General features: G+C 67.4%; 27 protein-coding genes. 20 read left to right on the top strand and 7 right to left on the bottom strand.

The features are described from left to right. The first annotated feature begins 3 nt into the window (after positions 1–3). Positions 4–825, top strand: coding sequence for a hypothetical protein (locus tag ACYU8W_RS02350; RefSeq protein WP_129624617.1), 822 nt, complete (start codon positions 4–6; stop codon positions 823–825). A 22-nt stretch (positions 826–847) separates the two neighbouring features. On the opposite strand, the gene ACYU8W_RS02345 is transcribed toward ACYU8W_RS02350, so the two are convergent. Then, a complete protein-coding gene (locus ACYU8W_RS02345) occupies positions 848–1,351 on the bottom strand; it encodes a heme-binding beta-barrel domain-containing protein (RefSeq protein WP_129624616.1) in 504 nt (167 codons plus the stop codon). Positions 1,352–1,396: 45 nt separating this feature from the next. After that, on the bottom strand, positions 1,397–2,551 hold the full coding sequence (locus ACYU8W_RS02340; protein ID WP_499466313.1) for an LCP family protein: 1,155 nt from the start codon (positions 2,549–2,551) through the stop codon (positions 1,397–1,399). 43 nt (positions 2,552–2,594) lie between these two features. Between ACYU8W_RS02340 and ygfZ the strand changes: the two genes are divergently transcribed. The 8 genes from ygfZ to manA all read left to right on the top strand — a co-directional run bounded on the left by ygfZ (position 2,595) and on the right by manA (position 8,479). Beyond that, the gene (ygfZ, locus tag ACYU8W_RS02335; RefSeq protein ID WP_499466311.1) at positions 2,595–3,626 is read left to right on the top strand and encodes a CAF17-like 4Fe-4S cluster assembly/insertion protein YgfZ; all 1,032 of its coding nucleotides are present in this window, start codon (positions 2,595–2,597) and stop codon (positions 3,624–3,626) included. A gap of 80 nt (positions 3,627–3,706) precedes the next feature. After that, positions 3,707–4,051, top strand: a complete 345-nt coding sequence (locus ACYU8W_RS02330) for a helix-turn-helix domain-containing protein (protein WP_141929269.1) — start codon at positions 3,707–3,709, stop codon at positions 4,049–4,051. A 56-nt stretch (positions 4,052–4,107) separates the two neighbouring features. Further along, positions 4,108–4,728 (top strand): hypothetical protein, encoded by a 621-nt coding sequence (locus ACYU8W_RS02325; RefSeq protein ID WP_499466309.1) that lies wholly within the window; start codon positions 4,108–4,110, stop codon positions 4,726–4,728. 84 nt (positions 4,729–4,812) lie between these two features. Further along, positions 4,813–5,775 carry an asparaginase gene (locus ACYU8W_RS02320; RefSeq protein WP_499466307.1) on the top strand — a complete coding sequence of 321 codons (963 nt, stop codon included), beginning with the start codon at positions 4,813–4,815 and terminating at the stop codon, positions 5,773–5,775. Next, positions 5,775–6,200, top strand: coding sequence for a D-aminoacyl-tRNA deacylase (gene dtd, locus ACYU8W_RS02315; protein ID WP_129624611.1), 426 nt, complete (start codon positions 5,775–5,777; stop codon positions 6,198–6,200). The genes ACYU8W_RS02320 and dtd overlap by 1 nt, the downstream gene beginning before the upstream one ends. Positions 6,201–6,240: 40 nt before the next feature. Further along, positions 6,241–6,561, top strand: a complete 321-nt coding sequence (locus ACYU8W_RS02310) for a DUF2516 family protein (protein WP_239701062.1) — start codon at positions 6,241–6,243, stop codon at positions 6,559–6,561. After that, positions 6,558–7,346 (top strand): alpha/beta fold hydrolase, encoded by a 789-nt coding sequence (locus ACYU8W_RS02305; protein WP_499466304.1) that lies wholly within the window; start codon positions 6,558–6,560, stop codon positions 7,344–7,346. The genes ACYU8W_RS02310 and ACYU8W_RS02305 overlap by 4 nt, the downstream gene beginning before the upstream one ends. Continuing rightward, positions 7,343–8,479, top strand: coding sequence for a mannose-6-phosphate isomerase, class I (gene manA, locus ACYU8W_RS02300; RefSeq protein ID WP_499466302.1), 1,137 nt, complete (start codon positions 7,343–7,345; stop codon positions 8,477–8,479). Before ACYU8W_RS02305 ends, manA begins: the two co-directional genes overlap by 4 nt. Here the strand turns inward: manA and ACYU8W_RS02295 are convergent, their stop codons facing one another. Next, positions 8,480–9,274: a class I SAM-dependent methyltransferase gene (locus tag ACYU8W_RS02295; protein WP_141929264.1), complete on the bottom strand. Its 795-nt coding sequence runs from the start codon at positions 9,272–9,274 to the stop codon at positions 8,480–8,482. A 119-nt stretch (positions 9,275–9,393) separates the two neighbouring features. Between ACYU8W_RS02295 and mshA the strand changes: the two genes are divergently transcribed. The 3 genes from mshA to ACYU8W_RS02280 are packed head-to-tail and all read left to right on the top strand — an operon-like array spanning position 9,394 to position 11,970. Further along, on the top strand, positions 9,394–10,704 hold the full coding sequence (gene mshA, locus ACYU8W_RS02290) for a D-inositol-3-phosphate glycosyltransferase (protein ID WP_499466300.1): 1,311 nt from the start codon (positions 9,394–9,396) through the stop codon (positions 10,702–10,704). Further along, positions 10,701–11,192 carry a type III secretion system chaperone family protein gene (locus ACYU8W_RS02285; protein ID WP_499466298.1) on the top strand — a complete coding sequence of 164 codons (492 nt, stop codon included), beginning with the start codon at positions 10,701–10,703 and terminating at the stop codon, positions 11,190–11,192. The genes mshA and ACYU8W_RS02285 overlap by 4 nt, the downstream gene beginning before the upstream one ends. Positions 11,193–11,226: 34 nt before the next feature. After that, positions 11,227–11,970, top strand: a complete 744-nt coding sequence (locus ACYU8W_RS02280; RefSeq protein ID WP_499466296.1) for a phosphoglyceromutase — start codon at positions 11,227–11,229, stop codon at positions 11,968–11,970. Between the two features lie 59 nt (positions 11,971–12,029). Here ACYU8W_RS02280 and ACYU8W_RS02275 read toward each other — a convergent pair whose 3' ends face one another. Continuing rightward, the gene (locus ACYU8W_RS02275; protein ID WP_499466294.1) at positions 12,030–12,713 is read right to left on the bottom strand and encodes a winged helix-turn-helix domain-containing protein; all 684 of its coding nucleotides are present in this window, start codon (positions 12,711–12,713) and stop codon (positions 12,030–12,032) included. Beyond that, positions 12,710–13,897 carry a sensor histidine kinase gene (locus tag ACYU8W_RS02270; RefSeq protein WP_499466292.1) on the bottom strand — a complete coding sequence of 396 codons (1,188 nt, stop codon included), beginning with the start codon at positions 13,895–13,897 and terminating at the stop codon, positions 12,710–12,712. The genes ACYU8W_RS02275 and ACYU8W_RS02270 overlap by 4 nt, the downstream gene beginning before the upstream one ends. Before the next feature lie 236 nt (positions 13,898–14,133). On the opposite strand from ACYU8W_RS02270, the gene phoU reads away from it, so the two are divergent. After that, positions 14,134–14,799: a phosphate signaling complex protein PhoU gene (gene phoU / locus ACYU8W_RS02265; RefSeq protein WP_499466290.1), complete on the top strand. Its 666-nt coding sequence runs from the start codon at positions 14,134–14,136 to the stop codon at positions 14,797–14,799. Positions 14,800–14,871: 72 nt separating this feature from the next. Here phoU and ispD read toward each other — a convergent pair whose 3' ends face one another. Then, the gene (gene ispD, locus ACYU8W_RS02260) at positions 14,872–16,035 is read right to left on the bottom strand and encodes a 2-C-methyl-D-erythritol 4-phosphate cytidylyltransferase (protein ID WP_499466288.1); all 1,164 of its coding nucleotides are present in this window, start codon (positions 16,033–16,035) and stop codon (positions 14,872–14,874) included. A gap of 41 nt (positions 16,036–16,076) precedes the next feature. Further along, a complete protein-coding gene (locus tag ACYU8W_RS02255) occupies positions 16,077–16,559 on the bottom strand; it encodes a CarD family transcriptional regulator (RefSeq protein WP_115923962.1) in 483 nt (160 codons plus the stop codon). A 219-nt stretch (positions 16,560–16,778) separates the two neighbouring features. On the opposite strand from ACYU8W_RS02255, the gene ACYU8W_RS02250 reads away from it, so the two are divergent. The 7 genes from ACYU8W_RS02250 (at position 16,779) to ACYU8W_RS02220 (ending at position 23,007) form a co-directional block, all read left to right on the top strand. After that, the gene (locus ACYU8W_RS02250; protein ID WP_499466286.1) at positions 16,779–17,330 is read left to right on the top strand and encodes a hypothetical protein; all 552 of its coding nucleotides are present in this window, start codon (positions 16,779–16,781) and stop codon (positions 17,328–17,330) included. Positions 17,331–17,465: 135 nt separating this feature from the next. Beyond that, entirely contained in the window at positions 17,466–18,551 is a 1,086-nt protein-coding gene (locus ACYU8W_RS02245; RefSeq protein ID WP_499466284.1) for an S-(hydroxymethyl)mycothiol dehydrogenase, read from the top strand. Positions 18,552–18,559: 8 nt separating this feature from the next. Then, positions 18,560–19,216, top strand: a complete 657-nt coding sequence (locus ACYU8W_RS02240) for an MBL fold metallo-hydrolase (RefSeq protein ID WP_499466282.1) — start codon at positions 18,560–18,562, stop codon at positions 19,214–19,216. Positions 19,217–19,449: 233 nt separating this feature from the next. Further along, positions 19,450–20,889 (top strand): cysteine--tRNA ligase, encoded by a 1,440-nt coding sequence (gene cysS / locus ACYU8W_RS02235; RefSeq protein WP_499466280.1) that lies wholly within the window; start codon positions 19,450–19,452, stop codon positions 20,887–20,889. A 3-nt stretch (positions 20,890–20,892) separates the two neighbouring features. Further along, the gene (gene rlmB / locus ACYU8W_RS02230) at positions 20,893–21,849 is read left to right on the top strand and encodes a 23S rRNA (guanosine(2251)-2'-O)-methyltransferase RlmB (protein WP_499466278.1); all 957 of its coding nucleotides are present in this window, start codon (positions 20,893–20,895) and stop codon (positions 21,847–21,849) included. 181 nt (positions 21,850–22,030) lie between these two features. Next, positions 22,031–22,483 carry a CD225/dispanin family protein gene (locus tag ACYU8W_RS02225; protein WP_499466276.1) on the top strand — a complete coding sequence of 151 codons (453 nt, stop codon included), beginning with the start codon at positions 22,031–22,033 and terminating at the stop codon, positions 22,481–22,483. A 140-nt stretch (positions 22,484–22,623) separates the two neighbouring features. Continuing rightward, a complete protein-coding gene (locus tag ACYU8W_RS02220) occupies positions 22,624–23,007 on the top strand; it encodes a DUF2752 domain-containing protein (RefSeq protein ID WP_499466274.1) in 384 nt (127 codons plus the stop codon). The last annotated feature ends 12 nt before the right edge of the window (positions 23,008–23,019 follow it).

The raw sequence follows: 23,019 nt of genomic DNA, 5'->3' as shown, positions 1-23,019 counted from the left end.
CCCATGAGTGAGTCAGCGGCCACCCGGGCTGCCATGATGTCCGCCGTGCGACACAGCGACCAGGAAGACGTCGAGGAACGCCCGAGCCCGGGCGCCCTGACCGTCGTCTCCGGACTCGCTGCCGGCGCGGCCGTCGCACTCGGCACCTACGGCGGTGCGCTCCCGTTGGCCCTCGCGCTGATCGCCTGTGGCGTTGCCGTCGCGTGGGGCTGGCCGATCCTGCTGGATCTGCCTCGCCCACCGGGCAGTTCGGCTGTCCTGCTCGCCGGACTGGTCGGGATCGGCGTCGTCGAACTGCTCGCGCCCCGTTCGCACGGCCTTCGTTGGCTGACGACGGCGCTCGCGATCGGTCTGATGGTGGCGTTCCTGCACGAACTCCTTCGCAGTGATGGTCGGCGTTCACTGACTCTCTCGATCGCAGGCGCGGTGTTCGGGCTTGCCGTGCTCGCCGTCGGCGCGTTCCACCTGAGCACCCTGGTCGAGTTCGACGCGAAGTTCGTCACCTACGCGGCCTGTCTCGGCGTGGCCGTCGGTGTGGTCGTCGATTTCTTCCTCGGCGGCCGGACGCTGGGTGAATGGTCGCTGCCGATCAGTCTCCTGCTGGCCGTGGCGGCCGGAGCCGCACTCGGCGTGCTCAGCGAAACCCCCTGGAACGCACCGATGCTCAGTGCGCTCGCCGCCTGTGGCATTGCACACGCCTTGCGTCGCGTGGTGGGCTCACTGCCACGCGCGTCCGAGGCGCCGGCCGCGGTCGCCCTCGGCGCAGGGAGCGTCCTGGTGGTCGGGATCGTGCCGTTCGCCGTGGTCTGGGCCCTGACCCGCTGAGCGGGCACCGGTCGGCGAAGGGTCAGTGGTTGGCGACCCGCTTGAGTTCGGCGGACACGTGGCTCTGCAACGGTTCACCCATCGCTGCCATGTCCATGGCCCACATCAGATTCGAGTTGACGTAGCCGTACATCCGGGCGCCCGCGGAGTACTCCTTGGCGCTCGGGCTGCGCAGCACACCGTCGGTGCGAAGTTCTATCTTCGCAGGGGACGTGCGGCCGTAGTACAGCTCGACGACGCCGAACGGGTGGGTGAGCACCAGCTCGACCTCGTTGTCAGGCAGCGGACGCCAGAATCCGAGCTCGGTCGCCAGCGGACGCACTTTGTTGCCCTCCTGATCCAGCAGCCAGGTACGGCTGTGCCACTCCAGGAAAGGGCGGCCGTCGTGGAAGCAGTGGATCTCCTGGCCGAAGTTCGCGGACTCGATGGTCGGGTAGCCGACCACGCCGGCGCCCTCCCAGCGTCCGATCAGCCAGGCCAGGGGAGCCAGGTCGCGCGGCATGTCGGGGTCGATCTCGATCGGCATGAAGGTGCCTTCCTCGGTCGTGGGTTCTGAAGAGTGTTGCTTCAGTTACTGCAGCGGGTTGGTGGAGGCGCTGTAGTTGCTGAAGTCGTCGTTGGCGACGGCCGCCCCGAGGCGCTTGATCTTCGCCTCATCGGCGATCACGATCGACCCGGCCCTCGGGTCACTTCCCAGGCCGGTGAACGGCGCGGTGTAGAAGGTGACGCCGCTCATCCGTAGGTTGCGCAGACTGAGGCCGATGCTCTGCACCTGCATGTCCTCGTCGACCCGAAGATTCTTGTCAGCGGTGAGGTCGTCGACCATCTTGTTGAGCTTGACCGGGTTCAGCAGGGTGCCGGCCTTCAGCGTCTTGGCCATCACGGCCTTGATCCAGGCCTGCTGGTTGCGTCCGCGGTCGATGTCGCCTTCTCGCAACTGGTAGCGCTGGCGGACGAATCTGAGAGCCTGCTCGCCGTCCATGTGATGCCGGCCGACTGTCCAGGTCTGCCTGCCGTCGTTGTACTGCTGCGGCACGTAGACGTCGACACCACCGACGGTGTTCGTCAGTTTGCCGAATCCCTCGAAGCCGATCTGAGCGGCGTGGTCGATCTTGACGCCGAGCAGGTTCTGCAGGGTCAGGATGAGCAGCTTCTCGCCACCGTACGCGTACGCCGCGTTGATCTTGTTCTTGCCGTGCCCGGGGATGGACACGTAAAGGTCACGCGGGAAGTGGATGACCTGGACGCTCTTGCGGTCGTCGCTGATGTGCACCAGTTGGATGACATCGGACCGGCTGGAGTCGTTGAGGTCCTTACTGCGAGAGTCGGAACCCATCAGCAGGATGTTGAGGGCCTCGCCCGCCTCGGATTTGCGCGTCGGCTGGCCGGCATCGTCCGGGATCATGTCCGACCGCTGGATGTTGTTGTCGAGTTTCCAGTTCAGGTACGCGGCGAACCCACCCACGGCCAGCGCGCTGATCACGAACATCGTCAGCAGGGTCAGACAACCGACCTTCAGGCAGCCGGCCTTCTTCCTCGGCTCCTCGACGTCGTCAGGCTCGTCCTGAGCAGCGGGGTCCGCTTCGTCGGACGGGCCTTCGCCGGTGCCTGCGGCCACCGCACGGTGGTGTCCCCGAGAGTCACGGGGCGTCAACCGGTCGTCGCGGTCGGCGTCGCCGGACGGGCGGTCGCTCGCGGGTCCGGTGGGCTCGTTCGGGTCGGTCATGGTCGCCAGTCTAGGCAGGCGCACGCGGACGTACGCTGAACACGTGAACGCTGCGAATCTGGACGATTACCGCTCCCCGCTCCTGGATCGCCCGAAGGCGGTCGAGGCCGACGGGCTCGACGCCGGCGTGGCGGCGCACTACGGCGACCCGATGCGTGAACAGCGATTTTTGGAGGCGAGGCAGGCCCTGGTCGACCTGAGCAACCGGGGCGTGGTCACCGTGAGCGGGCCAGACCGTCGCAGTTGGTTGCACTCGATCACCACGCAGAAGCTGGACGACCTGCAGCCGGGAGTGAGTACCGAGTCGCTGGTGCTCAGTCCACACGGTCATGTCGAGCACGACCTGCACCTGATCGACGACGGAGAGACCATCTGGATCACCGTGGAGCCGGGCACCGCCGAGGCGCTGGTGACCTGGTTGCGGTCGATGCAGTTCATGCTCCGCGTCGAGGTGGCCGACCGCAGTGCCGATTTCGCGGTGCTCGGCGACCCGTCGACAGAGGCGGTCGACATGCTTGCCTGGGTGGACCCGTGGCCCGACCTCGGCCCGGACACGGCCGCCTACTGCGACGTCGAGCCGCACCCGGCGTTCGGTCGCGCGTGGCGTGAACTGATCGTCCCGCGCGATGAACTGGAATCCGTCGTGGGTGAACGTTCGCTCGCGGGCACCTGGGCGGCAGAGGCGTTGCGGGTGAGCCAGTGGCGTCCGCGGCACCTGGTCGACACCGACCACCGCACGATTCCGCACGAGTTGGATTGGCTGCGCACTTCGCTGCATCTGCACAAGGGGTGCTACCGCGGCCAGGAGACCGTCGCGCGGGTGCACAACCTCGGCAAGCCACCGCGCCGCCTCGTCTTCCTGCATCTCGACGGTTCGGGCCACGTATTGCCCGACCCGGGCGCCGAGTTGTTCGCGCCCGCGAACGAACGGGCCGTCGGACGACTGACCTCGGTGGCCCGTCATCACGAGGAAGGGCCGATCGCGCTGGCCGTCGTCAAGCGCAATGTGCCGGTGGAGGCCGTGCTGCGCGCGGGCGATGTGACTGCGGCGCAGACGCCGATCGTGCGGGCCTGACGACACAGCCCCACCGGTGTGACTCGTCTCACGCTTGCTCTGGCTTGCAAAGTGCTAACTGCAGCAAGCATAATGAAGACATGACTCCGAACCCCGTCAGCGATCTCGGCGGTTACCTCAAGGACCAGCGCCAGCAGGCGCAGTTGTCCTTGCGGCAGCTGGCCGAACGCTCGGGAATCTCCAACCCCTACCTCAGCCAGATCGAGCGGGGACTGAAGAAGCCGAGCGCGGAGATACTCCAGTCGCTGGCCAAGGGTTTGCGGATCTCGGCCGAGCAGTTGTACGTGCAGGCCGGATTCTTGGACGAAGCAGGCGAGACCGAGACGCTGATCGACACCCGTGTGGCGATCAAGTCCGACCCGCTCCTTTCGGACAAGCAGCGCAAGGTTCTCCTCGATCTTTACGCATCGTTCACCGAGGACTGATCCGCCTGCCGCATCGGCAGCACATACTCCAGATAACCGAACCGGAAGGAGTGGCCATGGCCACCAAGTTCGACCTCAAGAAGTCCATCACCGGAGCCACCCCGCTGTACGCCGCCGTCGGCGCTGCGGACACGGTCTACACCACAGTCCGTGACCGTGCGCTGACCGTCGGTGCCGAGCTCAAGCCGTCCGCCGTGCAGGTTCGCTTCACCAAGCAGATCGCCGATGTCCGCGAACAGGTCGAGGCGCTGCCCGCGACCGCGACCAAGGTCATCGACGACGCCAGCATCGAGGCCGGCGACCAGTACGTCACCCTCGCCAAGCGCGGCGAGAAGGTCGTGAAGTCGCTGCGCAAGCAGGTCGACGGGATCGAGACCACCGCGCGCCAGCAGGCCAAGGACGTTCGCAGCACCGCTCGCAAGACCGCCAAGGACGCGCAGACCACCGCCGTCTCGACCCTCGCGGCCGGCCGCAAGGACGCCGCCAAGGTCGTCGCCGACGTCGCCGGCAAGGTCGAGGACGAGGCTCGCGCCGAGGTCCGCAGCAACGCCGCCAAGGAGGGCGCTGCCACCAAGCGTCCGGCGCGCAAGACCGTCGCCAAGAAGGCCACTGCTCGCAAGACCACGGCCCGCAAGGCTCCGGCCACGAAGGCTGCTTCGGCGAACAGCAACGCCTGAAGACAACTGACCCTGCTCGGCTGAGCAGAAACGACGAAGCCCCCACCTCGCCCCGGTGGGGGCTTCGTCGTTAGCCTCGCCTGCGTGACTCAACGATCGCAGCAAGCACTCTCCGAAGCCCCCATCGTCGCAGTCGTCGAACGCAGTGGATTCGTGGAGTCGGTGCACCGCGGCATCGTCGTGGCCGTCGACGCGCAGGGCTCGGTGCTGTTCGAACGAGGTGACGCGAGCGCGCCGCACTTTCCCCGCTCGTCGAACAAGCCGATCCAGGCGCTCGCGATGGTGCGGTCCGGACTCGACCTGCCCGCCGACCTGCTGGCGCTGGCGAGCGCCAGTCATTCGGGTGAGGATTTCCACCTCGACGGCGTGCGCCGCATCCTTGCCGGCGCCGGCCTTTCCGAGGACGACCTGCAGAACACCCCCGATCTGCCGTACGACGAGCAGGCCAGGCGCGAATGGCTCGCGGCCGGCCACGAACCGACGTCCATCGCCCAGAACTGTTCGGGCAAACACGCTGCGATGCTCGCCACGTGTGTGGTGAACGACTGGGACACCGCCACGTATCGGGACCCGTCCCATCCGTTGCAGGTCGCGATGGCGGACGCGCTCGCCGACCTGTGTGGCGAGTCCGTCGCCGCGACCGGGATCGACGGTTGCGGGGCTCCGGTGATGGCGGTTTCGCCGCTCGGTCTCGCGCGTGCGTTCGGCCGCCTTGCGGCCGCCACGGACGGTCCGGAACGTGTTGTCGCACAAGCGATCCGCGAGTTCCCCGAGTTTCTCGGTGGCACCCGACGCGACGTCACCGATCTGATCCGCAGCGTCCCGGGGCTGGTGGCCAAGGACGGTGCCGAGGCGGTCTACGCGATCGGGCTCCCGGACGGTCGTGGAATGGTCGTCAAGATCGCGGACGGCGGCCAGCGGGCCCGTCCGGTGGTTGCCGCAGCGGCACTGCGCGAGTTGGGGGTGGAAGCAGGGGTGCTCGAACGTCTTGCGAGCGCGCCGATCCTCGGCCACGGGCAGCCGGTCGGTGCGGTGCGGGCGGTCTGATGCGGGCAGTCCTGCAGCGGGTTACCCACGCGGAAGTGACTGTCGAAGGGGAGACGGTCGGTGCCATCGATCGTCCCGGTCTGGTGGCGCTGGTCGGTGTCACCCACGAGGACGGTGCCGAACAGGTCGCCGCGATGGCTCGCAAGATCGGCGAGCTGCGCATCCTCGCCGACGAGCAGTCCGTGCTGGACGCCGGTGCGCCAGTGCTGGTGGTCTCGCAGTTCACCGTGTACGGCAGCACCCGCAAGGGTCGACGTCCCTCTTGGAGCGCAGCCGCCCCCGGCCCGGTCGCCGAACCCCTCATCGAGGATCTCGTCGCCGCGCTGGTTGCCGCCGGGGTCGAGGTCGCCACCGGACGTTTCGGCGCGATGATGCAGGTGTCGCTGGTCAACGACGGACCGTTCACCGTCGTCGTCGACGTCTGAGCGGCGGACATCGGCGACGTTCGACGTTTAGGCTGGTGACGTGCTCGAACCTCTTTTTCGCATCCAGTCCACCGTCGCGCTGCTGCTCGGCCTCGCCCTGATGGCCACCACGGCCTTCGCTTTCGTCGATGCGCTGCGTCGCCGTGAAGATGCGTTCCGAGCCGCCGACAAGATGACCAAGCAACGCTGGTTGTTGATCACGGGCCTGGCTGCGGTGTTCGCGCTGCTCGTGATCCAGTCACCGCTCAACCTCTTCGGCATCATCGCGATCGTGGCTGCCGGGGTGTACCTCGCCGACGTCCGTCCGGCGTTGCGACAGGTCGAGTCCCGCCGCGGTGGCGGTTCCCGCGGACGATGGTGAGCGCCCGCACCTCCATCCTGCCGACGTCCGAAGGCGGCATCGAGTACCTGCTGGTCGGACGTGGCGAACCGGTCACCGTCTTCGCCCACGGGCTCGCAGGTTCGATATCGACCACGCGCCCTTTCGGCTCCGGCATGCCCGGACGCCAGGCGTACTTCCACTTCCGCGGCCACGGTGCCTCGTCCTCGCCAGAATCGGCGTGGACCTACACCGCGCTGGCCGACGAACTCGACGCTGTGGCCACGCACGTCGGCGCCACCCGGGCGTTGGGCGTCAGCATGGGAGCCGGCGCGATCGCTCACCTTCTCGAGCGGGTGCCCGACCGCTTCGAACGCATTGTGCTGGCGCTGCCTGCTGTGCTCGACACACCCCGCACCGACGTCGCCCTCGAGCGATTGCTGGAGATGGGCCGGTTCGCCGACGAGCACGACGTCGACGGTGTCTTCGAGTTGTTGCTACTGGAACAGCCGGGGGAGCACCGGGACGATCCCGTCGTGCGTAACTGGTGTATGGACCAGGCACACACGATCGTCCGAACAGACGTATCCCGTGCGTTGCGGACGATCCCACACGCGACCGCGGTGCACGACCGTCGATCACTGCAGGCGGTGCAGGCGCAGGTGCTCGTGCTCGGCCAGGAGGATGATCCCGCGCACCCGCTGTGGGTCTCGCGTGAGATCGCCGACCTGATCCCGAACGCCCGGCTCGAGGTGCTCCCACCAGGCGGGATCCTGTGGAGTCATCGGGCTCGCGTACGAGAGCTCGTGCGAGACTTCCTCGCATGATCGTCCGGCTCGAACCACGCATCCGGGATTACGCGTGGGGGTCGCGCACGGCGCTGGCCGAACTGGCCGGACGGCCGTCGCCGACCGAGTCCCCCGAGGCCGAGATGTGGATGGGTGCACACGAGGCGTCGCCCTGCGTCGTCGATCACCACGACGACCGCACGACGTTGGACAAGCTCATCGCTGCCGACCCGATCGGCATGCTCGGTGAGACGACCGTGACTCAGTTCCAGCGTCGACTGCCGTTCCTGCTCAAGCTGCTCGCGCCGGAGCAGGCGTTGTCGATCCAGGCGCATCCCAGCCGTGAGGAAGCGCTGACCGCGCCCACCGGCACCTATGTCGACAACTGGCCGAAGCCGGAGGCCTGGCTCACGGTCACCGAGTTCGAGATGTTCGCCGGGACGCTCGCCTTCGACGAAATCCGTTCCGCGGCAGGGGAACTGCAGTGTCAACGGTTCGGGGAACTGATCGAGGCCGCGGTCGGCTCGGGCGTCAAGCAGTTGCTCCGGTCGATCCTGCAGGCCGAGGAGTCGGTTCAGCGCGAGCTCACCGAAGAGGTCGTCCGGGCATGTGGTCACCGACGAGACCACCCGCACTACGAGGCCATCCACCGCATTGCCGCCCAGTTCCCCGGCGACGTCGGCGCGGCGGTGCTGCTGACCATGAGGCACCACGTCGTGCCCGCGAACAGTTACGTGTTCCTGCCGGCAGGAGTGCTGCACGCCGCAGTGCACGGGGTGACGGTCGAGATCCTCGCCAATTCCGACAACGTCGTCCGAGCCGGCCTGACTCCCAAACGCATCGACATCGCCGAACTGCTCCGTATCGTCGACGTCCACCGCCCCGTTGTGGTGGAGGAACCGCCGTCGGGTGTTCGAGTGCACAGCTTCCCGGTCGATGTGCCGTATTTCCAACTGCACCAAGTGAACCCGGGTACACAACCTGAAGAAGTACCAGGACGTAACAAGCCGCGCATCGTGCTCTGCATCGGAGGAACGATCACGCTCGACGACGACGTCGAGCAGATCGAGTTGGGTCCGGCACAGTCGTGTTTCGTTCCGGCATCCGTCGACCACCTGCACTGCTCGGGCGACGGCACCGCGTACGTGGCGACCACCGGACTCGTGGGCTGATCACCTCCGATTCGGGGCGACCGCAGACCACTCCACGCTGAGTTCGCCGAGCCTGTGGCGACTGCGTCCGTGCAGGACGGGCCAGCCGTCTGCACGGACGGTGTCGACCGCCGCCAGGAAGCGTTGCCGTGCACCGAACGAACCGTGCGGCGCAGCCGTCGCCCACGCACGGTCGAAGGTCCGCACAAACTCGTGGATCGGTTCACCCGGCACGTTGCGGTGGATCAGTGCCTTGGGCAGACGTTCGGCGATCACCGACGGTGTGTCCAGCCCCCCGAGCCGCCAGGAGAAGGTCAAGCTCAGCGGTGAGCGACGGTCGAGCGTCACCCAGGTGGCCAGTCGCCCGACCTCGTCGCAGGTCCCGTCGACGAAGATCCCGGTCGGTGAAAGACGTTGTTGCACAAGGCTCCACGAAGACTCCACCTCGGACTCGTCGTACTGGCGCAGCACGTTGAACGCGCGGACCACGTCGACCTTCCCGTCCACCGGCAGCTCGAATCCGCCGATGCGGAAGCTGAGCGTGTCGTCCTGCAGGTGCTGCGCCGCGCGCACCCTGGCGGGGTTGATCTCGACTCCGACGACCCGGACGTCCGGGCGTACGGCGCGGAGCCGGTCGCGTAGTTCCACGGCGGTGACCGGTGATGCGCCGTACCCGAGATCCACCACCAGGGGCGCGCCGAGCGGGGCCGTCAGGCGATGTCGCTGGGTGGCCACCAGCCACCGGTCGCACCGGCGCAGGCGATTGGGGTTCGTGGTGCCGCGCGTGATCGCGCCCACCGGACGTGCAGAGGCCACCCGCTCAGCCTAGATACGAGCTCACTCAGGCGGTGGTCGACTGGGTGCGAGCCCCGTGGGGCGAGCGCCGCGACCGAGACCACGACCGGACGACTTTCGCGGGTGAGAGACTGAGCCGCATGACCGAGTCCAGCGGATGCCCGGTGCAGCGGGTGGCGATGATCAGTGTCCACACCTCGCCGCTCGACCAGCCCGGTACGGGCGACGCGGGCGGGCTCAACGTGTACGTGGTGGAGACCGCGAAGCGGCTGGGTGCGCGGGGCGTCGAGGTCGAGATCTTCACCCGTCGAACGTCCGCGAGCCTGGCGGAGGTCGTCACCCTCGCACCCAACGTGATCGTGCGACACATCGACGCCGGGCCGTACGAGGGTCTCGACAAGGAGGATCTGCCCGGACAACTGTGCGCGTTCGCGGCGGGAGTGATGCGATTCGTCGCCATCAGCCCGGAGGGGCATTACGACCTGGTCCACTCCCACTACTGGCTGTCCGGTCAGGTCGGCTGGCTGGCCGCCGACCGGTGGAACGTGCCGCTGGTCCACACCATGCACACGATGAGCCGCGTCAAGAATCGTGCTCTCGCAGCAGGCGATCGGCCCGAACCCAAGGGTCGCGAGATCGGCGAGGAGCAGGTCGTCAAGGTGGCCGGTTGGTTGATCGCCAACACCGATACCGAAGCCCGCGAACTCGTGGAGTTGTACGACGCCGATCCCGAACGGGTCCGCGTCGTGCCCCCGGGCGTCGACCTCGACGTCCTCAGGCCGGCCGACAAGTCGGCGTGCCGCCGCGAACTGGGGCTGCCCGAGGACGCCGATGTGCTGCTGTTCGTCGGACGCATCCAGCCGCTCAAGGCCCCGGACGTACTGGTCAAGGCCGTCGCGAGGATGATCGAACGCGAACCGGAGCGCCGTGGCCGGACAGTGGTCGCGATCCTCGGCGGTCCGAGTGGCAGCGGGCTGGAGCGTCCCCGTGCGCTGCAGGCGATGGCGCGTGAACTCGGCGTCGCCGACGTCGTGCAGTTCGTGCCTCCGCAGAGCCGCACCGAACTCGCCCGCTGGTTCGCGGCCGCCGACCTGACCGTCGTGCCCTCCCACTCCGAATCCTTCGGCCTGGTCGCGATCGAGTCCATGGCGTGCGGCACACCGGTGGTCGCTGCGAACGTCGGTGGGCTCCCGACGGCGGTGGGCGACGGGGGAGTGCTGGTCGACTCGCACGATCCCGACGAGTGGGCGTCGGTGCTCGCCGGCCTGCTGGACGACGACGAGAGGCGGAAAACAATGACCGACAACGCGATTGCGCGGGCCCGCGAGTTCTCCTGGGATGCGACGACCGACAAGCTGTTCGACGTCTACCGGCACGCCTGTGAGGCGCCGCCGCGTCCGTACGACACGCACCTCGACTTCGCGACGGTGCCGACTGCGGTAGTGCCGTGAGCCTGCGCGACGACGTCGCGGCGGTCCTGGAAGGGGTGCTGGCCGACAACGAACTGGACTGGGAGGCCGGGGTCAACGACGGCGAGTACGTCGTCACCCTCCCGGGGGAGAAGAAGCTGAAGACGGTCACGTCCCTCACGGTCGGTGAGAACGACCTGATCACAGCCGCATTCGTCATCAGGCAGCCTGATGAGAACCACCTCGACTTCTACAAGTTCCTGTTGCGCCGCAACCTCAAGCTGCCAGGTCTCGCGTACTCGATCGATTCCTCCGGCGACGTGTACGTCGGCGGACGCGTCCCGCTCGCCGCCGTCGACGAGACCTACCTCGACAAGCTGCTCGGTGCCGTCCTGCGCGCAGCGGACGAGCCCTTCAACGACCTGTTGGTGCTCGGCTTCCTGACCTCGATGAAGAAGGAATGGGAGTGGCGAATTTCGCGCGGTGAATCCACCCGCAACCTCGAGGCGTTCAAGCACCTGCTGGCCTGACCACGGCACGTATGTCGGTGGTTAGGCTGGAGTCATGACCTACACACTCGTGCTGCTGCGTCACGGCGAATCCGACTGGAACGCCAAGAACCTCTTCACCGGCTGGGTCGACGTCGACCTCACCGAGAAGGGCCGCTCCGAGGCCGCGAACGGCGGCAAGCTGTTGAAGGAAGCAGACGTCCTGCCCGACGTCGTGCATACCTCGCTGCTGCGCCGCGCCATCACGACCGCCCACCTCGCCCTCGACGTCGCCGACCGTCACTGGATCCCGGTGAACCGGTCGTGGCGCCTGAACGAGCGTCACTACGGCGCCCTCCAGGGCAAGGACAAGAAGGCCACGCTGGAGGAGTTCGGCGAGGAGCAGTTCATGACCTGGCGCCGGTCGTTCGACACCCCGCCGCCGCCCATCGAGCCCGGCGCCGAGTTCTCCCAGGACGGTGACCCGCGGTACGCCGATCTCGGCGATGACGCGCCGCGCACCGAGTGCCTGAAGGACGTCATCGAGCGCTTCCTGCCGTACTGGGAGGGCTCGATCATTCCCGACCTGAAGGACGGCAAGACCGTTCTGGTCGCCGCTCATGGCAACAGCCTGCGCGCGATGGTGAAGCACCTCGACGGGATCTCCGACGACGACATCGTCGGCCTCAACATCCCGACCGGAATGCCGCTGGTCTACGAACTCGACGATCATTTCAAGCCCACCGTCAAGGGCGGAAAGTACCTCGACCCCGAGGCCGCGAAGGCGGCTGCCGAGGCGGTCGCCAACCAAGGCCGCTGAACCGTAAGTCCGCAGAACGCGCGCGTCGATTCGCCGGTTCTGCGGACTTTCGGCGTGTGTCAGCTGCCTTCGTACTTGTAGCCCAGGCCGCGGACGGTGACGATCACCTTCGGGTTGCCCGGGTCTTCCTCGATCTTCGCGCGCAGCCGCTTGACGTGCACGTCGAGCGTCTTGGTGTCACCGACGTAGTCGCTGCCCCAGACGCGGTCGATCAGCTGACCCCGGGTGAGCACGCGTCCGGCGTTGCGCAACAGCAGCTCGAGCAGCTCGAACTCCTTGAGCGGCAACGAAACCGGCTCGCCCTGAACACTGACCGTGTGGCGTTCGACGTCCATGCGCACCGGTCCGCTCTGCAGGGTGGCGGGCATCAGTTCCCCGGTGTCCTGGCCACGGCGCAGCACCGCCTTGATGCGGGCGAGAAGTTCGCGGGAGGAATACGGCTTGGTGACGTAGTCGTCCGCGCCGATCTCGAGCCCGACGATCTTGTCGACCTCGCTGTCCTTGGCGGTCAGCATGATGATCGGCACGTTCGCCTTCTGCCGGATCACCCGGCACACCTCGGTGCCGGACATTCCGGGCAGCATCAGGTCGAGCAGGACGAGGTCGGCGCCGTTGCGATCGAAGTCGAGCAGCGCGTCCGGTCCGGTCTCCGCGACCGACACCTCGTAGCCCTCCTTGGACAACAGGTAGGACAACGGGTCGGACAGCGACTCCTCGTCCTCGACCAGCAGGATGCGCGTCATGGGGTGACCTTTCGGGCTTCGTCGACCGGTCGGCCGATCGTTGTTTCGGAGGGTTCGGGATGTGCGGCCGGCAGCCGGATGGTGAAGGTCGAGCCGTGGCCCTCCTCGGACCACGCGGTGACCTCACCGCCGTGGTTGGCGCAGATGTGTTTGACGATGGCAAGGCCGAGCCCCGTGCCGCCGGTGCGTCGCGACCGGGCGGCGTCGACGCGGTAGAAGCGTTCGAAGACGCGCTCGATCTCGCCGGCCGGGATGCCGCTGCCTTGATCCTTCACTGCAACGGTGACCAGATCGGGCGAGCCCTTCACGGCGACGTCCACCCGCGTGCCGCTGCCGGAGTAGTTGACTGCGTTCTCGATCAGGTTGCGCACGGCGGTGGTGATCAGGTCGGGGTCGCCGAACACCTCGGCGCGGTTGCCCTCGTCGTGCGCCTGGATGCCGATATTGCGTTCGTCGGCCATCAGCCGCATATGCTCAATGGCCTCCGCGACGCACTCGCGCACGTCGACGCGCTGCGGATCGTCGAGGGTCTCTGCGACCTGCAACCTGGAGAACTCGACGATCTCCATGACCAACCGGTTGACGCGGTCGGCCTCGGTGCGCATCCGCTTGGTGAACCGGTGCACCGCCTCCGGATCGTCGCGAGCATCGTCGATCGCCTCTGACAACAGACTGAGTCCGGCGACGGGAGTCTTCAGTTCGTGACTGACGTTGACCACGAAGTCACGCCGGGTCTCCTCGACGCGTCGCAGCTGCGAGCGGTCGTCGAGCAGGATGAGGACGTGGTCGTCGGACAGTGGCGTCACCCGCACCCCGAGCACCAGGCGTCCGGCGCCGTTGAGTCCACGGGTCAGGTCGAGTTCGAGTTCGTGCAGGTCCTTGTCTCGCCGAGACGTGCGCACGAGGGTGCGCAGTTGTTCATGCACGATCTCGTGCCCGCGGACGAGGCCCAGCGCCGCTGCGGACGGGCTCGCCCGCACCACGCGGTCGCTGGCGTCGACGACCAGCGAGACCGAGCGCAACGCATCGAGGATCTCGGCGGCCTCCGGGGCGATCGGCTCCGGGTTGGTGTGCGTGGTGGCGATGCTCTTCGCGGAGGTCTCGGCAGTCCGACGTCTGGCGGCCGACCAGCCGATGACGAGGCCCACGCACAGGGCGCTCAGGGCGAGTAGGACCTCCAACACGCGGCCCAATGTACGGGGTCGGTGAAGCGTCGTCGGTGCTGGTCAGACGCGTACGACTGCGAGCCATCGACCGTTAACCTGCGCGTTCGTCGCCGTTCACCGCAGCCTGCGACCCTCGGCGAGTCGCCGGTCTGGGGCACAATGGGCCACGACCGGTGAAGTCGGTCGAGGCCGGCAAAACCGCCCGACCATCTCGACTTCTTTCGAGTTCACCCCGAAGCAAGGATTCAGCAAGCATGCGCAACGCCTTCCACGACGACCTCGATCGTGTTTCCGATCAGCTCGTTCACATGACCGAGATGGTCGGTACTGCCATGACGCGCGCCACCGACGCACTCGTGAACACCGACCTCGGCGTGGCCGAGAGCGTCATCGCTGCGGACGACGACATCGACACCGTGCGACGCCAGGTCGACGACCTGGCGGTCGACCTGCTGGCCCGTCAGCAGCCGGTGGCCACCGACCTGCGGATGGTCGTCACCGCCATGCACATGGCATCTGACATCGAGCGGATGGGCGACCTGGCCCGCCACATCGCGAAGATCGCCCGGATGCGTTACCCGAAGCAGGCCGTTCCGCAGGAAGTGCTGCCGCACATCACCTCGATGTCGGAGTGCGCGATCGACCTGGCGAAGAAGACCGGCGAGGCGATCGACAGCAAGGACGTCCACGCAGCGCAGGAGATCGAGCGCCTGGACGACCACATGGACGACCTGCACCGGCAGATCTTCGCCGCCCTGCACAGCGAGGGCTGGAACCACCCGACCGAGACCGCGGTCGACGTCACGCTGCTGTCGCGCTACTACGAGCGATTCGGCGACCACGCCGTCGCCGTCGCGGACCGCATCGTCTACCTGGTCACCGGCCGGTACGGCGACCCGAACGAGGGCCTGCAGCGCTGACATTCTCCGGCGCCTCCTGCGCCATGGACGAGCCCCTGCAGAACCTGCAGGGGCTCGTTTCACGTTCAGGCGTCAGCCACGGATGACCAGCGCGTTGGCGATCGCGCCGATGCCCTCGCCGCGGCCCAGGAAGCCGAGGTGATCGGTGGTCGTCGCTGAGACCGAGACGTGCGCCCCGCCGAGCGCGGCCGAGATCGCCTGTTGCGCTTCCTCGCGGCGCGGACCCACCTTCGGCCGGTTACCGATGATCTGCACACTGACATTGCCGATGCGGAAACCTGCTCGCTCGAGGGTGCCGTGCACGTCGGCCAGCATCGCTGCGCCGGTTGCCCCCTTCATCTGCGGTCGGTCGACGCCGAACTGAGTGCCGAGGTCACCCAGACCGGCGGCCGACAGCAGGGCATCGCACACCGCGTGAGCGGCGACGTCACCGTCGGAATGTCCTTCGATTCCACGTTCACCGGGCCAGGTGAGGCAGGCGAGGGACAGCGGTCGCTCGTCATCGGCGTAGGCGTGTACATCGACACCGATCCCGGTGCGGGGCAAGGGTGCAGGATGCTGCGGCGAATCGATGAGTTGCTCCTGTGGGTCGGTTGCGATCAGACGCCGGACTGCGTCGAGGTCGGCCGGAACGGTGACCTTGAGCGCGCGGGGATCGCCGTCGACGACCACCACGTGTCCGCCGTCCGACTCCACCAGGGCCGCGTCGTCGGTCGCCTGGCCACCCCGGGAGTGCGCCCGGACGAGCGCGGACCGGCAGAAGCCCTGCGGCGTCTGAACGGCGCGCAGTGACGAGCGATCCGGCGTACCGACCACCACACCGCCGGCGTCCACCTGCTTGACGGTGTCGACCACGGGTAGGCCGGGGACCACCGCGTCGGCACCGCCCAGCACGGCGTCGATCACGGCGTCGAACAACGCCGGGGGAGCAAAGGCGCGAGCGGCGTCGTGCACGAGGACGACTTCGGTCCTGTCGGAGAGCGCGGCCAGTCCGGCGGCTACCGAGTCGGTGCGTTCAGCGCCGCCGTCGACGAGCACGGCGCCCTCACACAACGGTTCGAACTCGCCCCGGTGCCCGCCCGGGACGACGACGACCACGTCGGACACCCGACCGACCTGACGTACCGAACGCAGCGCGTGGACGATCAGGGCATCACCGCCGATATCGACGAGAGCCTTGGGCATACCCGCGCCGAGGCGGGTGCCCATGCCGGCGGCGACGATGACGACGCCCACGGCAGGAGTGCCGTGGGCGTGGTCGCTGTTCGTGATGGAACTCAGGACGCGAGGACCTCGTCCAGCGTGGCCTCTGCGGTGTCCTCGTTGGTGTGCTCGGCGAGCGCGAGTTCGGAGACGAGGATCTGGCGCGCCTTGGCGAGCATCCGCTTCTCACCCGCGGACAGGCCGCGGTCCTGGTCGCGGCGCCACAGGTCACGCACGACCTCGGCCACCTTGATGACGTCGCCGGATGCCAGCTTCTCGAGGTTCGCCTTGTAGCGACGCGACCAGTTGGTCGGCTCCTCGGTGTGATCGGCACGCAACACCTCGAATACGCGGTCGAGGCCTTCCTTGCCGACGACATCGCGGACACCCACGAGATCGCAGTTCTCCGCCGGAACCTCGATCGTCAGGTCGCCTTGGGCAACCTTCAGGACGAGGTACTGCTTCTCCACGCCCTTGATCGTTCGGACCTTGATTTCTTCGATGAGAGCCGCCCCGTGGTGCGGGTAAACGACCGTCTCGCCGACCTTGAAAACCATATGTTGTGTGCCCCTTTCGCGAAGGCAAGGATAGCACGGGTGGCCGGGGTCACAGAAACCGTTTGTGCAGGTCAGAGGCCACAAACGGACGTGCACAGATCGCGGCCGAGGGGTTGACAGGAGTCGCCGCACGTGCTCCGCGTGGGTCGTCATGGGCCGGTGCAGGGTGGGGTGCCGGGGCGGCGGGCAGACCGGTACCATGCACATGTGATGCGACGTGTGACTTCCCGGCCGGCCGTCCGCCGCGGTGCTCGAGCGATGCTGGTCGCCGGCGTTGCCAGCACTGCCCTGAGTGGCTGCTACTACTTCAGCGAACCCACCACCGACATGGACTACGTCGCCTCCGACGGCAACAACGCCGAGGTCGGAACGGTCAACCTGTCGAACGTGCTCATAGTCACCAAGAACAAGGGCGACAAGGGCTCGATGCAGGGTTTGGCCACCAACAACGGCAACACTGCCGCGCAGTTGACAGTCACTCCGGCCGGCGGACAGCCGACCAAGGTCTCCATTCCGCCGATGCAGTCCGTCCGCCTCGACGGCAAGCCCAGCGGCGACGGCAAGGCCACTGTGTCCCCGATCGACATCCCCGCCACCCCGGTTCCCCCGGGTGAGTCCACCACGGTCGTGTTCGCCACCGCCGACGGCGGCAGCAAGCAGGTCTCCGTGCCGGTCGTGCTCGACCAACCACCGTACGGCAGCGAAGAGGTCACGCACCCGGGCAGCCGTCCGGACGACTCGGCCGAGAAGGGTGACGGCGGCGGACACTGAGTCCGCAACGACCGCACCACCCGACGACCAAAGGGCTCGACCGCGAGACGGTCGGGCCCTTCGACGTACCCGAGCTCATCTAGGCTGGCGGGGAAGAAGGTCAAGTAGGTGTCGAAACCGTGAGGAAGTGCGCAAATGCCCCAGACCGTCAAAGGTGTCATCGCCCGCAGCAAGGGCGCTCCGGTGGAAGTGGTCGACGTCGTCGTGCCTGATCCCGGTCCGGGTGAAGCGGTCGTCGCGATCGAGGCCTGCGGGGTCTGCCACACCGATCTGCACTACCGCGAGGGTGGCATCAACGACGAGTTCCCGTTCCTGCTCGGCCACGAGGCCGCCGGACGGGTGGAGGCCGTCGGCGAAGGGGTCACCGAGGTGAAGCCGGGCGACTTCGTGGTGCTGAACTGGCGCGCGGTCTGCGGTCAGTGCCGCGCCTGCGCGAAAGGCAAGCCGTGGTACTGCTTCGACACCGCCAACGCGAAGCAGAAGATGACCTTGACCGACGGCACAGAGCTCTCGCCCGCGCTGGGCATCGGCGCGTTCATCGAGAAGACCCTGGTCGCCGCCGGTCAGTGCACGAAGGTCGACGAGGACGCGTCCGCCGCTGCCGCCGGTCTGCTCGGCTGCGGCGTGATGGCCGGCTTCGGCGCGGCGGTCAACACCGGCCAGGTCGGCCGTGGAGACTCCGTCGCGGTCATCGGTTGTGGCGGCGTCGGCAACGCTGCGATCGCCGGAGCGAAGGTCGCCGGAGCGACGACGATCATCGCGGTCGATGTCGACGACCGAAAGCTCGAGCAGGCCGAGGTCTTCGGGGCAACGCACACCGTCAACTCCAAGAACGAGGACGCCGTCGAGCGCATCCGCGAACTCACCGGTGGCTTCGGCGCCGATGTCGTGGTCGAAGCGGTCGGCCGACCCGAAACCTACGAGCAGGCGTTCTTCGCCCGCGATCTCGCCGGCACGGTCGTTCTGGTCGGTGTCCCGACGCCGGACACGAAGATCGAACTGCCACTGATCGAGGTGTTCGGCCGCGGTGGCGCGCTGAAGTCGAGCTGGTACGGCGACTGCCTGCCCTCGCGCGACTTCCCGATGCTCATCGACCTGTACCGACAGGGACGCTTCGACCTCGACGCGTTCATCACCGAGCGGATCGGGTTGAACGACGTCGAGTCCGCGTTCGACAAGATGCACGGGGGCGACGTGCTGCGCTCCGTCGTCGAGATCTGAGAAACGTCATGGCAGCCGAAATCGTTGCGGGACACGGCGACACCACGATCGAGCGGGTAATCACGTCCGGCACCTTCAGTCTCGACGGGGGCACCTGGGACGTCGACAACAATGTCTGGATCATCGGTGACGACAAGGAGTGCGTGATCGTCGACGCGGCACACGATGCCGCCCCGATCCTGGACGCCGTCGGTGGGCGGACGGTGAAGGCCGTCCTGTGTACCCACGCGCACGACGACCACATCACCGCGGTGGGCGAGGTATTCGATGCGACCAAAGCGCCGAGTTACCTGCACCCGTCCGACCGGATGCTCTGGGACCGCGTGTACTCCGTCGGGCCCGACCACGAACTGGCGGACGGCGACCGCATCGAGGTCGGCGAGGTCACCATCGAGGTGATCCACACGCCCGGCCACAGCCCCGGCGCCGTGTGTCTCCGGGTCCCGACGCTGGGCGTGGTGCTCACCGGAGACACGCTGTTCGACGGCGGACCGGGAGCGACGGGGCGCTCGTTCAGCAGCTACGACACCATTACCGACTCCATCCGGACGAAGCTCTTCGCCCTTCCGGCGGAGACGATCGTGCTGACCGGCCACGGCGACTCGACCACCATCGGCGAAGAAGCCGCCCGACAGGACGAGTGGGAGCGTCCCGAGGGGGCGTGAGCTGATGTGAGTGTCATGACCTTCGTGGTCGGGATGCCCCGAACCTCATGACACTCGCGAGGTCAACCGGTGACGATCGCCCACCCGTCCGGTAGGCCCGTGGCATCCGCGCGGCCATCGTCGACGAGTCGCCGACGTCCCACGCGGTCCCCGTACGCGCTTTTGCGAGTGCGGGGACCGGTCGCTTGCCTCGAGTGGTCTGCTGTACTTCACGGCGCCGATAAACTTGCCGGGTGACTCTGCAACTCTTCGACAGCGCAGCCGGTGAGCTGCGTCCCTTCGAGCCCCTTCGTGCGGGCACGGTGGGCATGTACATCTGCGGTCTCACCACTCAGGGGTCGCCGCACATCGGCCACGTGCGGTTCACGGTCGCGTTCGACATCCTGCGCCGTTGGCTGGAGATCGGTCACGGGTACGAAGTCACCCTTGTCCGCAATGTCACCGACATCGATGACAAGATCCTGAACAAGTCGGCCGAGCACGACGTGCCGTGGCAGGAGTGGTCCTACGCGCATGAGCGCGAGACCAATGATGCACTCGACCTGCTCGGCGTGCGCCGTCCGTCGTACGAGCCCCGCGCCACGGGCCACGTCACCGACATGGTCGAACTGATGCAGATCCTGATCGAGAAGGGGCACGCGTACGCCGCTGAAGACGGCAGCGGAGACGTCTACTTCGACGTACGCAGCTGGCCCGAATACGGCTCGCTGACCCGCCAGAAGGTCGACGACATGGAGGCCGCAGCCGACGCCGACCCGCGCGGCAAGCGTGACCCGCGCGACTTCGCGCTCTGGAAGGGCCACAAGGCCGGCGAACCGGAGAGCGCCAGTTGGCCGACCCCCTACGGGCAGGGCCGACCGGGCTGGCACCTGGAGTGCTCGGCGATGGCTCGCCGCTGGCTCGGCGACGAGTTCGACATCCACGGCGGCGGCATCGACCTGCGCTTCCCGCACCACGAGAACGAGCAGGCACAGTCGCGCGCTGCAGGTCTGGGGTTCGCGCAGTACTGGCTGCACAACGGCTGGGTCACCCTCGGCGGGGAGAAGATGAGCAAGTCGCTCGGCAACACCCTGGCCGTGGGTGAGATCACCAAGAAGGTTCGTCCGTTGGTCCTGCGGTACTACCTCGGCGCGGTCAACTATCGGGCGACGATCGAGTACCACGACGGTTCTCTGGACGAGGCCGCTGCCGCGGTCGCACGGATCGAGGGTTTCCTCGAACGCGGGCTCGACCAGGCGCCGTCCGGCGACTTCGTGGCCGTTCCGGACGCGTTCGCGACTGCGATGGACGACGACCTCAATGTCTCCGGAGCGCTCGCGGTCGTCTTCGACGCGATCCGCGAGGGCAACACCGCGTTGGACGCGGGCGACCGGACCCGTGCCGAGGAACTCGCGCTCGAGGTCGTCGCCATGACCGAAGTGCTCGGTGTCAATCCGTATGACGCACAATGGAATTCGTGCGGCGACGATCGCTCGAACGAAGCGTTAGACCACGTGATCGAGGAGCTGTTGGCCTCGCGCAAGCAGGCCCGTGTCGACCGTGACTTCGCCACCGCGGACCTCATCCGCGACCAGTTGTCCGCTGCCGGTGTGGCGGTCGAGGACACCGCCGACGGCGCTCGCTGGTCACTCATGTCGGCGGCCGATCGCGCCGCCCAACGAACGAAGGACTGATCGATGGCAGGCAACTCCCAGCGCCGCGGAGCGATCCGCAAGGGCAGCTCGAAGAAGGGCATGCAGGTCGGCAGTGGCGGCCAGCGCCGTCGCGGCCTCGAGGGCAAGGGCCCGACCCCGAAGGCGGCCGAGCGTCCGAACCACAAGGCGTACAAGGCGGCCCAGAAGACCGGAGGTACCTCCCGTCCCGGATCGCGTGGTGGCAACCGTCGCGGTAAGGCGTCGTCCGAGGTCATCGCCGGACGCAACTCGGTGCTGGAGGCGCTACGCGCGCACATCCCGGTCACCACGATGTACGTCGCCGGCCGGATCGACTCCGACGACCGCGTCCGCGAGGCGCTGAAACTCGCCGCCGACCGGGCGATCCCGATCCTGGAGACCCCGCGCGGCGAGCTCGATCGACTGACCGACGATGCGGTGCATCAGGGCCTGGCGCTGCAGATCCCGCCGTACGAGTACGCGCACCCGAGCGACCTGATCGACCCGGAGGCGCCGGGTATCCCGCTGGTCGTCGCACTCGACGGCATCACCGACCCGCGCAACCTCGGCGCGATCATCCGCTCGGTGGCCGCGTTCGGCGGCCACGGTGTCATCGTTCCCGAACGCCGGTCGGTGGGTATGACGGCGGCGGCGTGGAAGACGTCCGCGGGTGCGGCGGCACGCGTTCCGGTCGCTATGGCGGGCAACCTGAACCGCGCTTTGGAGGAGTTCCGCAAGGCCGGGTTCTTCGTCATCGGCCTCGACATGGACGGCGACGTCGAACTGCCGCAGCTCGAACTGTCGACCGAGCCGCTGGTGGTCGTCGTCGGGTCCGAGGGCAAGGGGCTGTCGCGACTGGTGAGCGAGAACTGCGACCAGATCGTGTCGGTGCCGATGAGTTCGTCCGTCGAGTCGCTCAACGCCGGTATTGCCGCGTCGGTGACGCTTTACCAGATCGCCTCTTCTCGAGCCGCACGCTGACCGATTCGCTGTCCGGATGGTGGACCGGATGGAACCGGACGCGATTTCGTGACGTCGCCTTCCACGGACGAAAACGAGCCGCTTCGGCTTCGCCGGTCGGCGTGCTCCGCCCCATAGGGTGGTGCGAAACGCCGGAACACCGGCCGAAAAAGCAACGTGCTGCGTTGCAGGGAGGGAAGACATGACCAACTACGGTCCGAACGATCCGAACCAGCCGTACGACCCGAACAACAAGGGCAGCGACGACGCTTACGGCCAGCACAGCGGCCAGCACAGCGGCCAGTACGGTCAGCAGAACGACGGCCAGTACGGCCAGCAGGGTGGCCAGTACGGTGCCGGTGCACCGGGCTACAACCCGATGCCCGGTGACGGCGGAGCCGTCGGCACCCCGCCGCCGAACAACCTCGCGATGGCGATCATCACGACGGTCCTGTGCTGTCTTCCGCTCGGCATCGTGGCGATCATCCAGGCCACGAAGGTGAACTCGTTGTGGGCGCAGGGCGACCACGCGGGCGCCCGCGAGGCCTCGGAGAAGGCCAAGAAGTTCTCCATCTGGAGCGCGATCGCCGGAATCGTCTTCGGCATCATCTACGCAATCTTGATGTTCACCATCCTGAAAGACAGCAACGCTTGATGACGGACGTGAAGGCGCCCGGACCCGCAGCGGTGCGGGCGCCTTCCGCTGTCTGTTCGCCGGCTCCGCGGCAAGGTTGGTTCCTGCAGCACACCGATCCCATCCCCGGGTGGCGGCCGATGCACGGCCGGCTACGCAGGATGATCGCGCCTGTGACGTTCGGGTTCGCGGCCGTCGGCGTCGGCGTGCTGTTGCACGCGGTCGATCCGCGTGAGCCCGGCAACTATCCGACCTGTCCCTTCCTGTGGCTGACCGGCCTGTACTGCCCAGGATGCGGAGCGATGCGGGCGTCCGCCTCGGTGGTCGACGGCGATGTGTCGGGCGCATTCGGTTTCAACCCGCTCGTGGTGATCGCCTTGGTCGGTCTCGTGGTGATGTTCGTTCTGTGGACACGCCGCCAGTGGCAGGGCAGACCCAAACTCTCGATCACACGGCCCTGGGTGACCACCGCGCTGACGGTGGTCACCGTGGTCTTCTGGGTGGTCCGGAACGTCCCGGGCTGGACCTGGTTGTCGCCGGCCTGAGCGCGGCGGCCC

The organism is Yimella radicis (genome assembly GCF_054778255.1).
This window is presented reverse-complemented; position numbering and strand designations above follow the sequence as displayed.

What these genes read in the sequence shown, in the direction of transcription:
- ACYU8W_RS02350 (WP_129624617.1), top strand. Translation starts at nt 4, where the DNA reads ATGAGTGAGTCAGCGGCCACCCGGGCTGCCATGATGTCCGCCGTGCGA.
- ACYU8W_RS02345 (WP_129624616.1), bottom strand. Translation starts at nt 1,351, where the DNA reads ATGCCGATCGAGATCGACCCCGACATGCCGCGCGACCTGGCTCCCCTG.
- ACYU8W_RS02340 (WP_499466313.1), bottom strand. Translation starts at nt 2,551, where the DNA reads ATGACCGACCCGAACGAGCCCACCGGACCCGCGAGCGACCGCCCGTCC.
- ACYU8W_RS02330 (WP_141929269.1), top strand. Translation starts at nt 3,707, where the DNA reads ATGACTCCGAACCCCGTCAGCGATCTCGGCGGTTACCTCAAGGACCAG.
- ACYU8W_RS02325 (WP_499466309.1), top strand. Translation starts at nt 4,108, where the DNA reads ATGGCCACCAAGTTCGACCTCAAGAAGTCCATCACCGGAGCCACCCCG.
- dtd (WP_129624611.1), top strand. Translation starts at nt 5,775, where the DNA reads ATGCGGGCAGTCCTGCAGCGGGTTACCCACGCGGAAGTGACTGTCGAA.
- manA (WP_499466302.1), top strand. Translation starts at nt 7,343, where the DNA reads ATGATCGTCCGGCTCGAACCACGCATCCGGGATTACGCGTGGGGGTCG.
- mshA (WP_499466300.1), top strand. Translation starts at nt 9,394, where the DNA reads ATGACCGAGTCCAGCGGATGCCCGGTGCAGCGGGTGGCGATGATCAGT.
- ACYU8W_RS02280 (WP_499466296.1), top strand. Translation starts at nt 11,227, where the DNA reads ATGACCTACACACTCGTGCTGCTGCGTCACGGCGAATCCGACTGGAAC.
- ACYU8W_RS02275 (WP_499466294.1), bottom strand. Translation starts at nt 12,713, where the DNA reads ATGACGCGCATCCTGCTGGTCGAGGACGAGGAGTCGCTGTCCGACCCG.
- phoU (WP_499466290.1), top strand. Translation starts at nt 14,134, where the DNA reads ATGCGCAACGCCTTCCACGACGACCTCGATCGTGTTTCCGATCAGCTC.
- ACYU8W_RS02255 (WP_115923962.1), bottom strand. Translation starts at nt 16,559, where the DNA reads ATGGTTTTCAAGGTCGGCGAGACGGTCGTTTACCCGCACCACGGGGCG.
- ACYU8W_RS02245 (WP_499466284.1), top strand. Translation starts at nt 17,466, where the DNA reads ATGCCCCAGACCGTCAAAGGTGTCATCGCCCGCAGCAAGGGCGCTCCG.
- ACYU8W_RS02240 (WP_499466282.1), top strand. Translation starts at nt 18,560, where the DNA reads ATGGCAGCCGAAATCGTTGCGGGACACGGCGACACCACGATCGAGCGG.
- rlmB (WP_499466278.1), top strand. Translation starts at nt 20,893, where the DNA reads ATGGCAGGCAACTCCCAGCGCCGCGGAGCGATCCGCAAGGGCAGCTCG.
- ACYU8W_RS02225 (WP_499466276.1), top strand. Translation starts at nt 22,031, where the DNA reads ATGACCAACTACGGTCCGAACGATCCGAACCAGCCGTACGACCCGAAC.
- ACYU8W_RS02220 (WP_499466274.1), top strand. Translation starts at nt 22,624, where the DNA reads ATGATCGCGCCTGTGACGTTCGGGTTCGCGGCCGTCGGCGTCGGCGTG.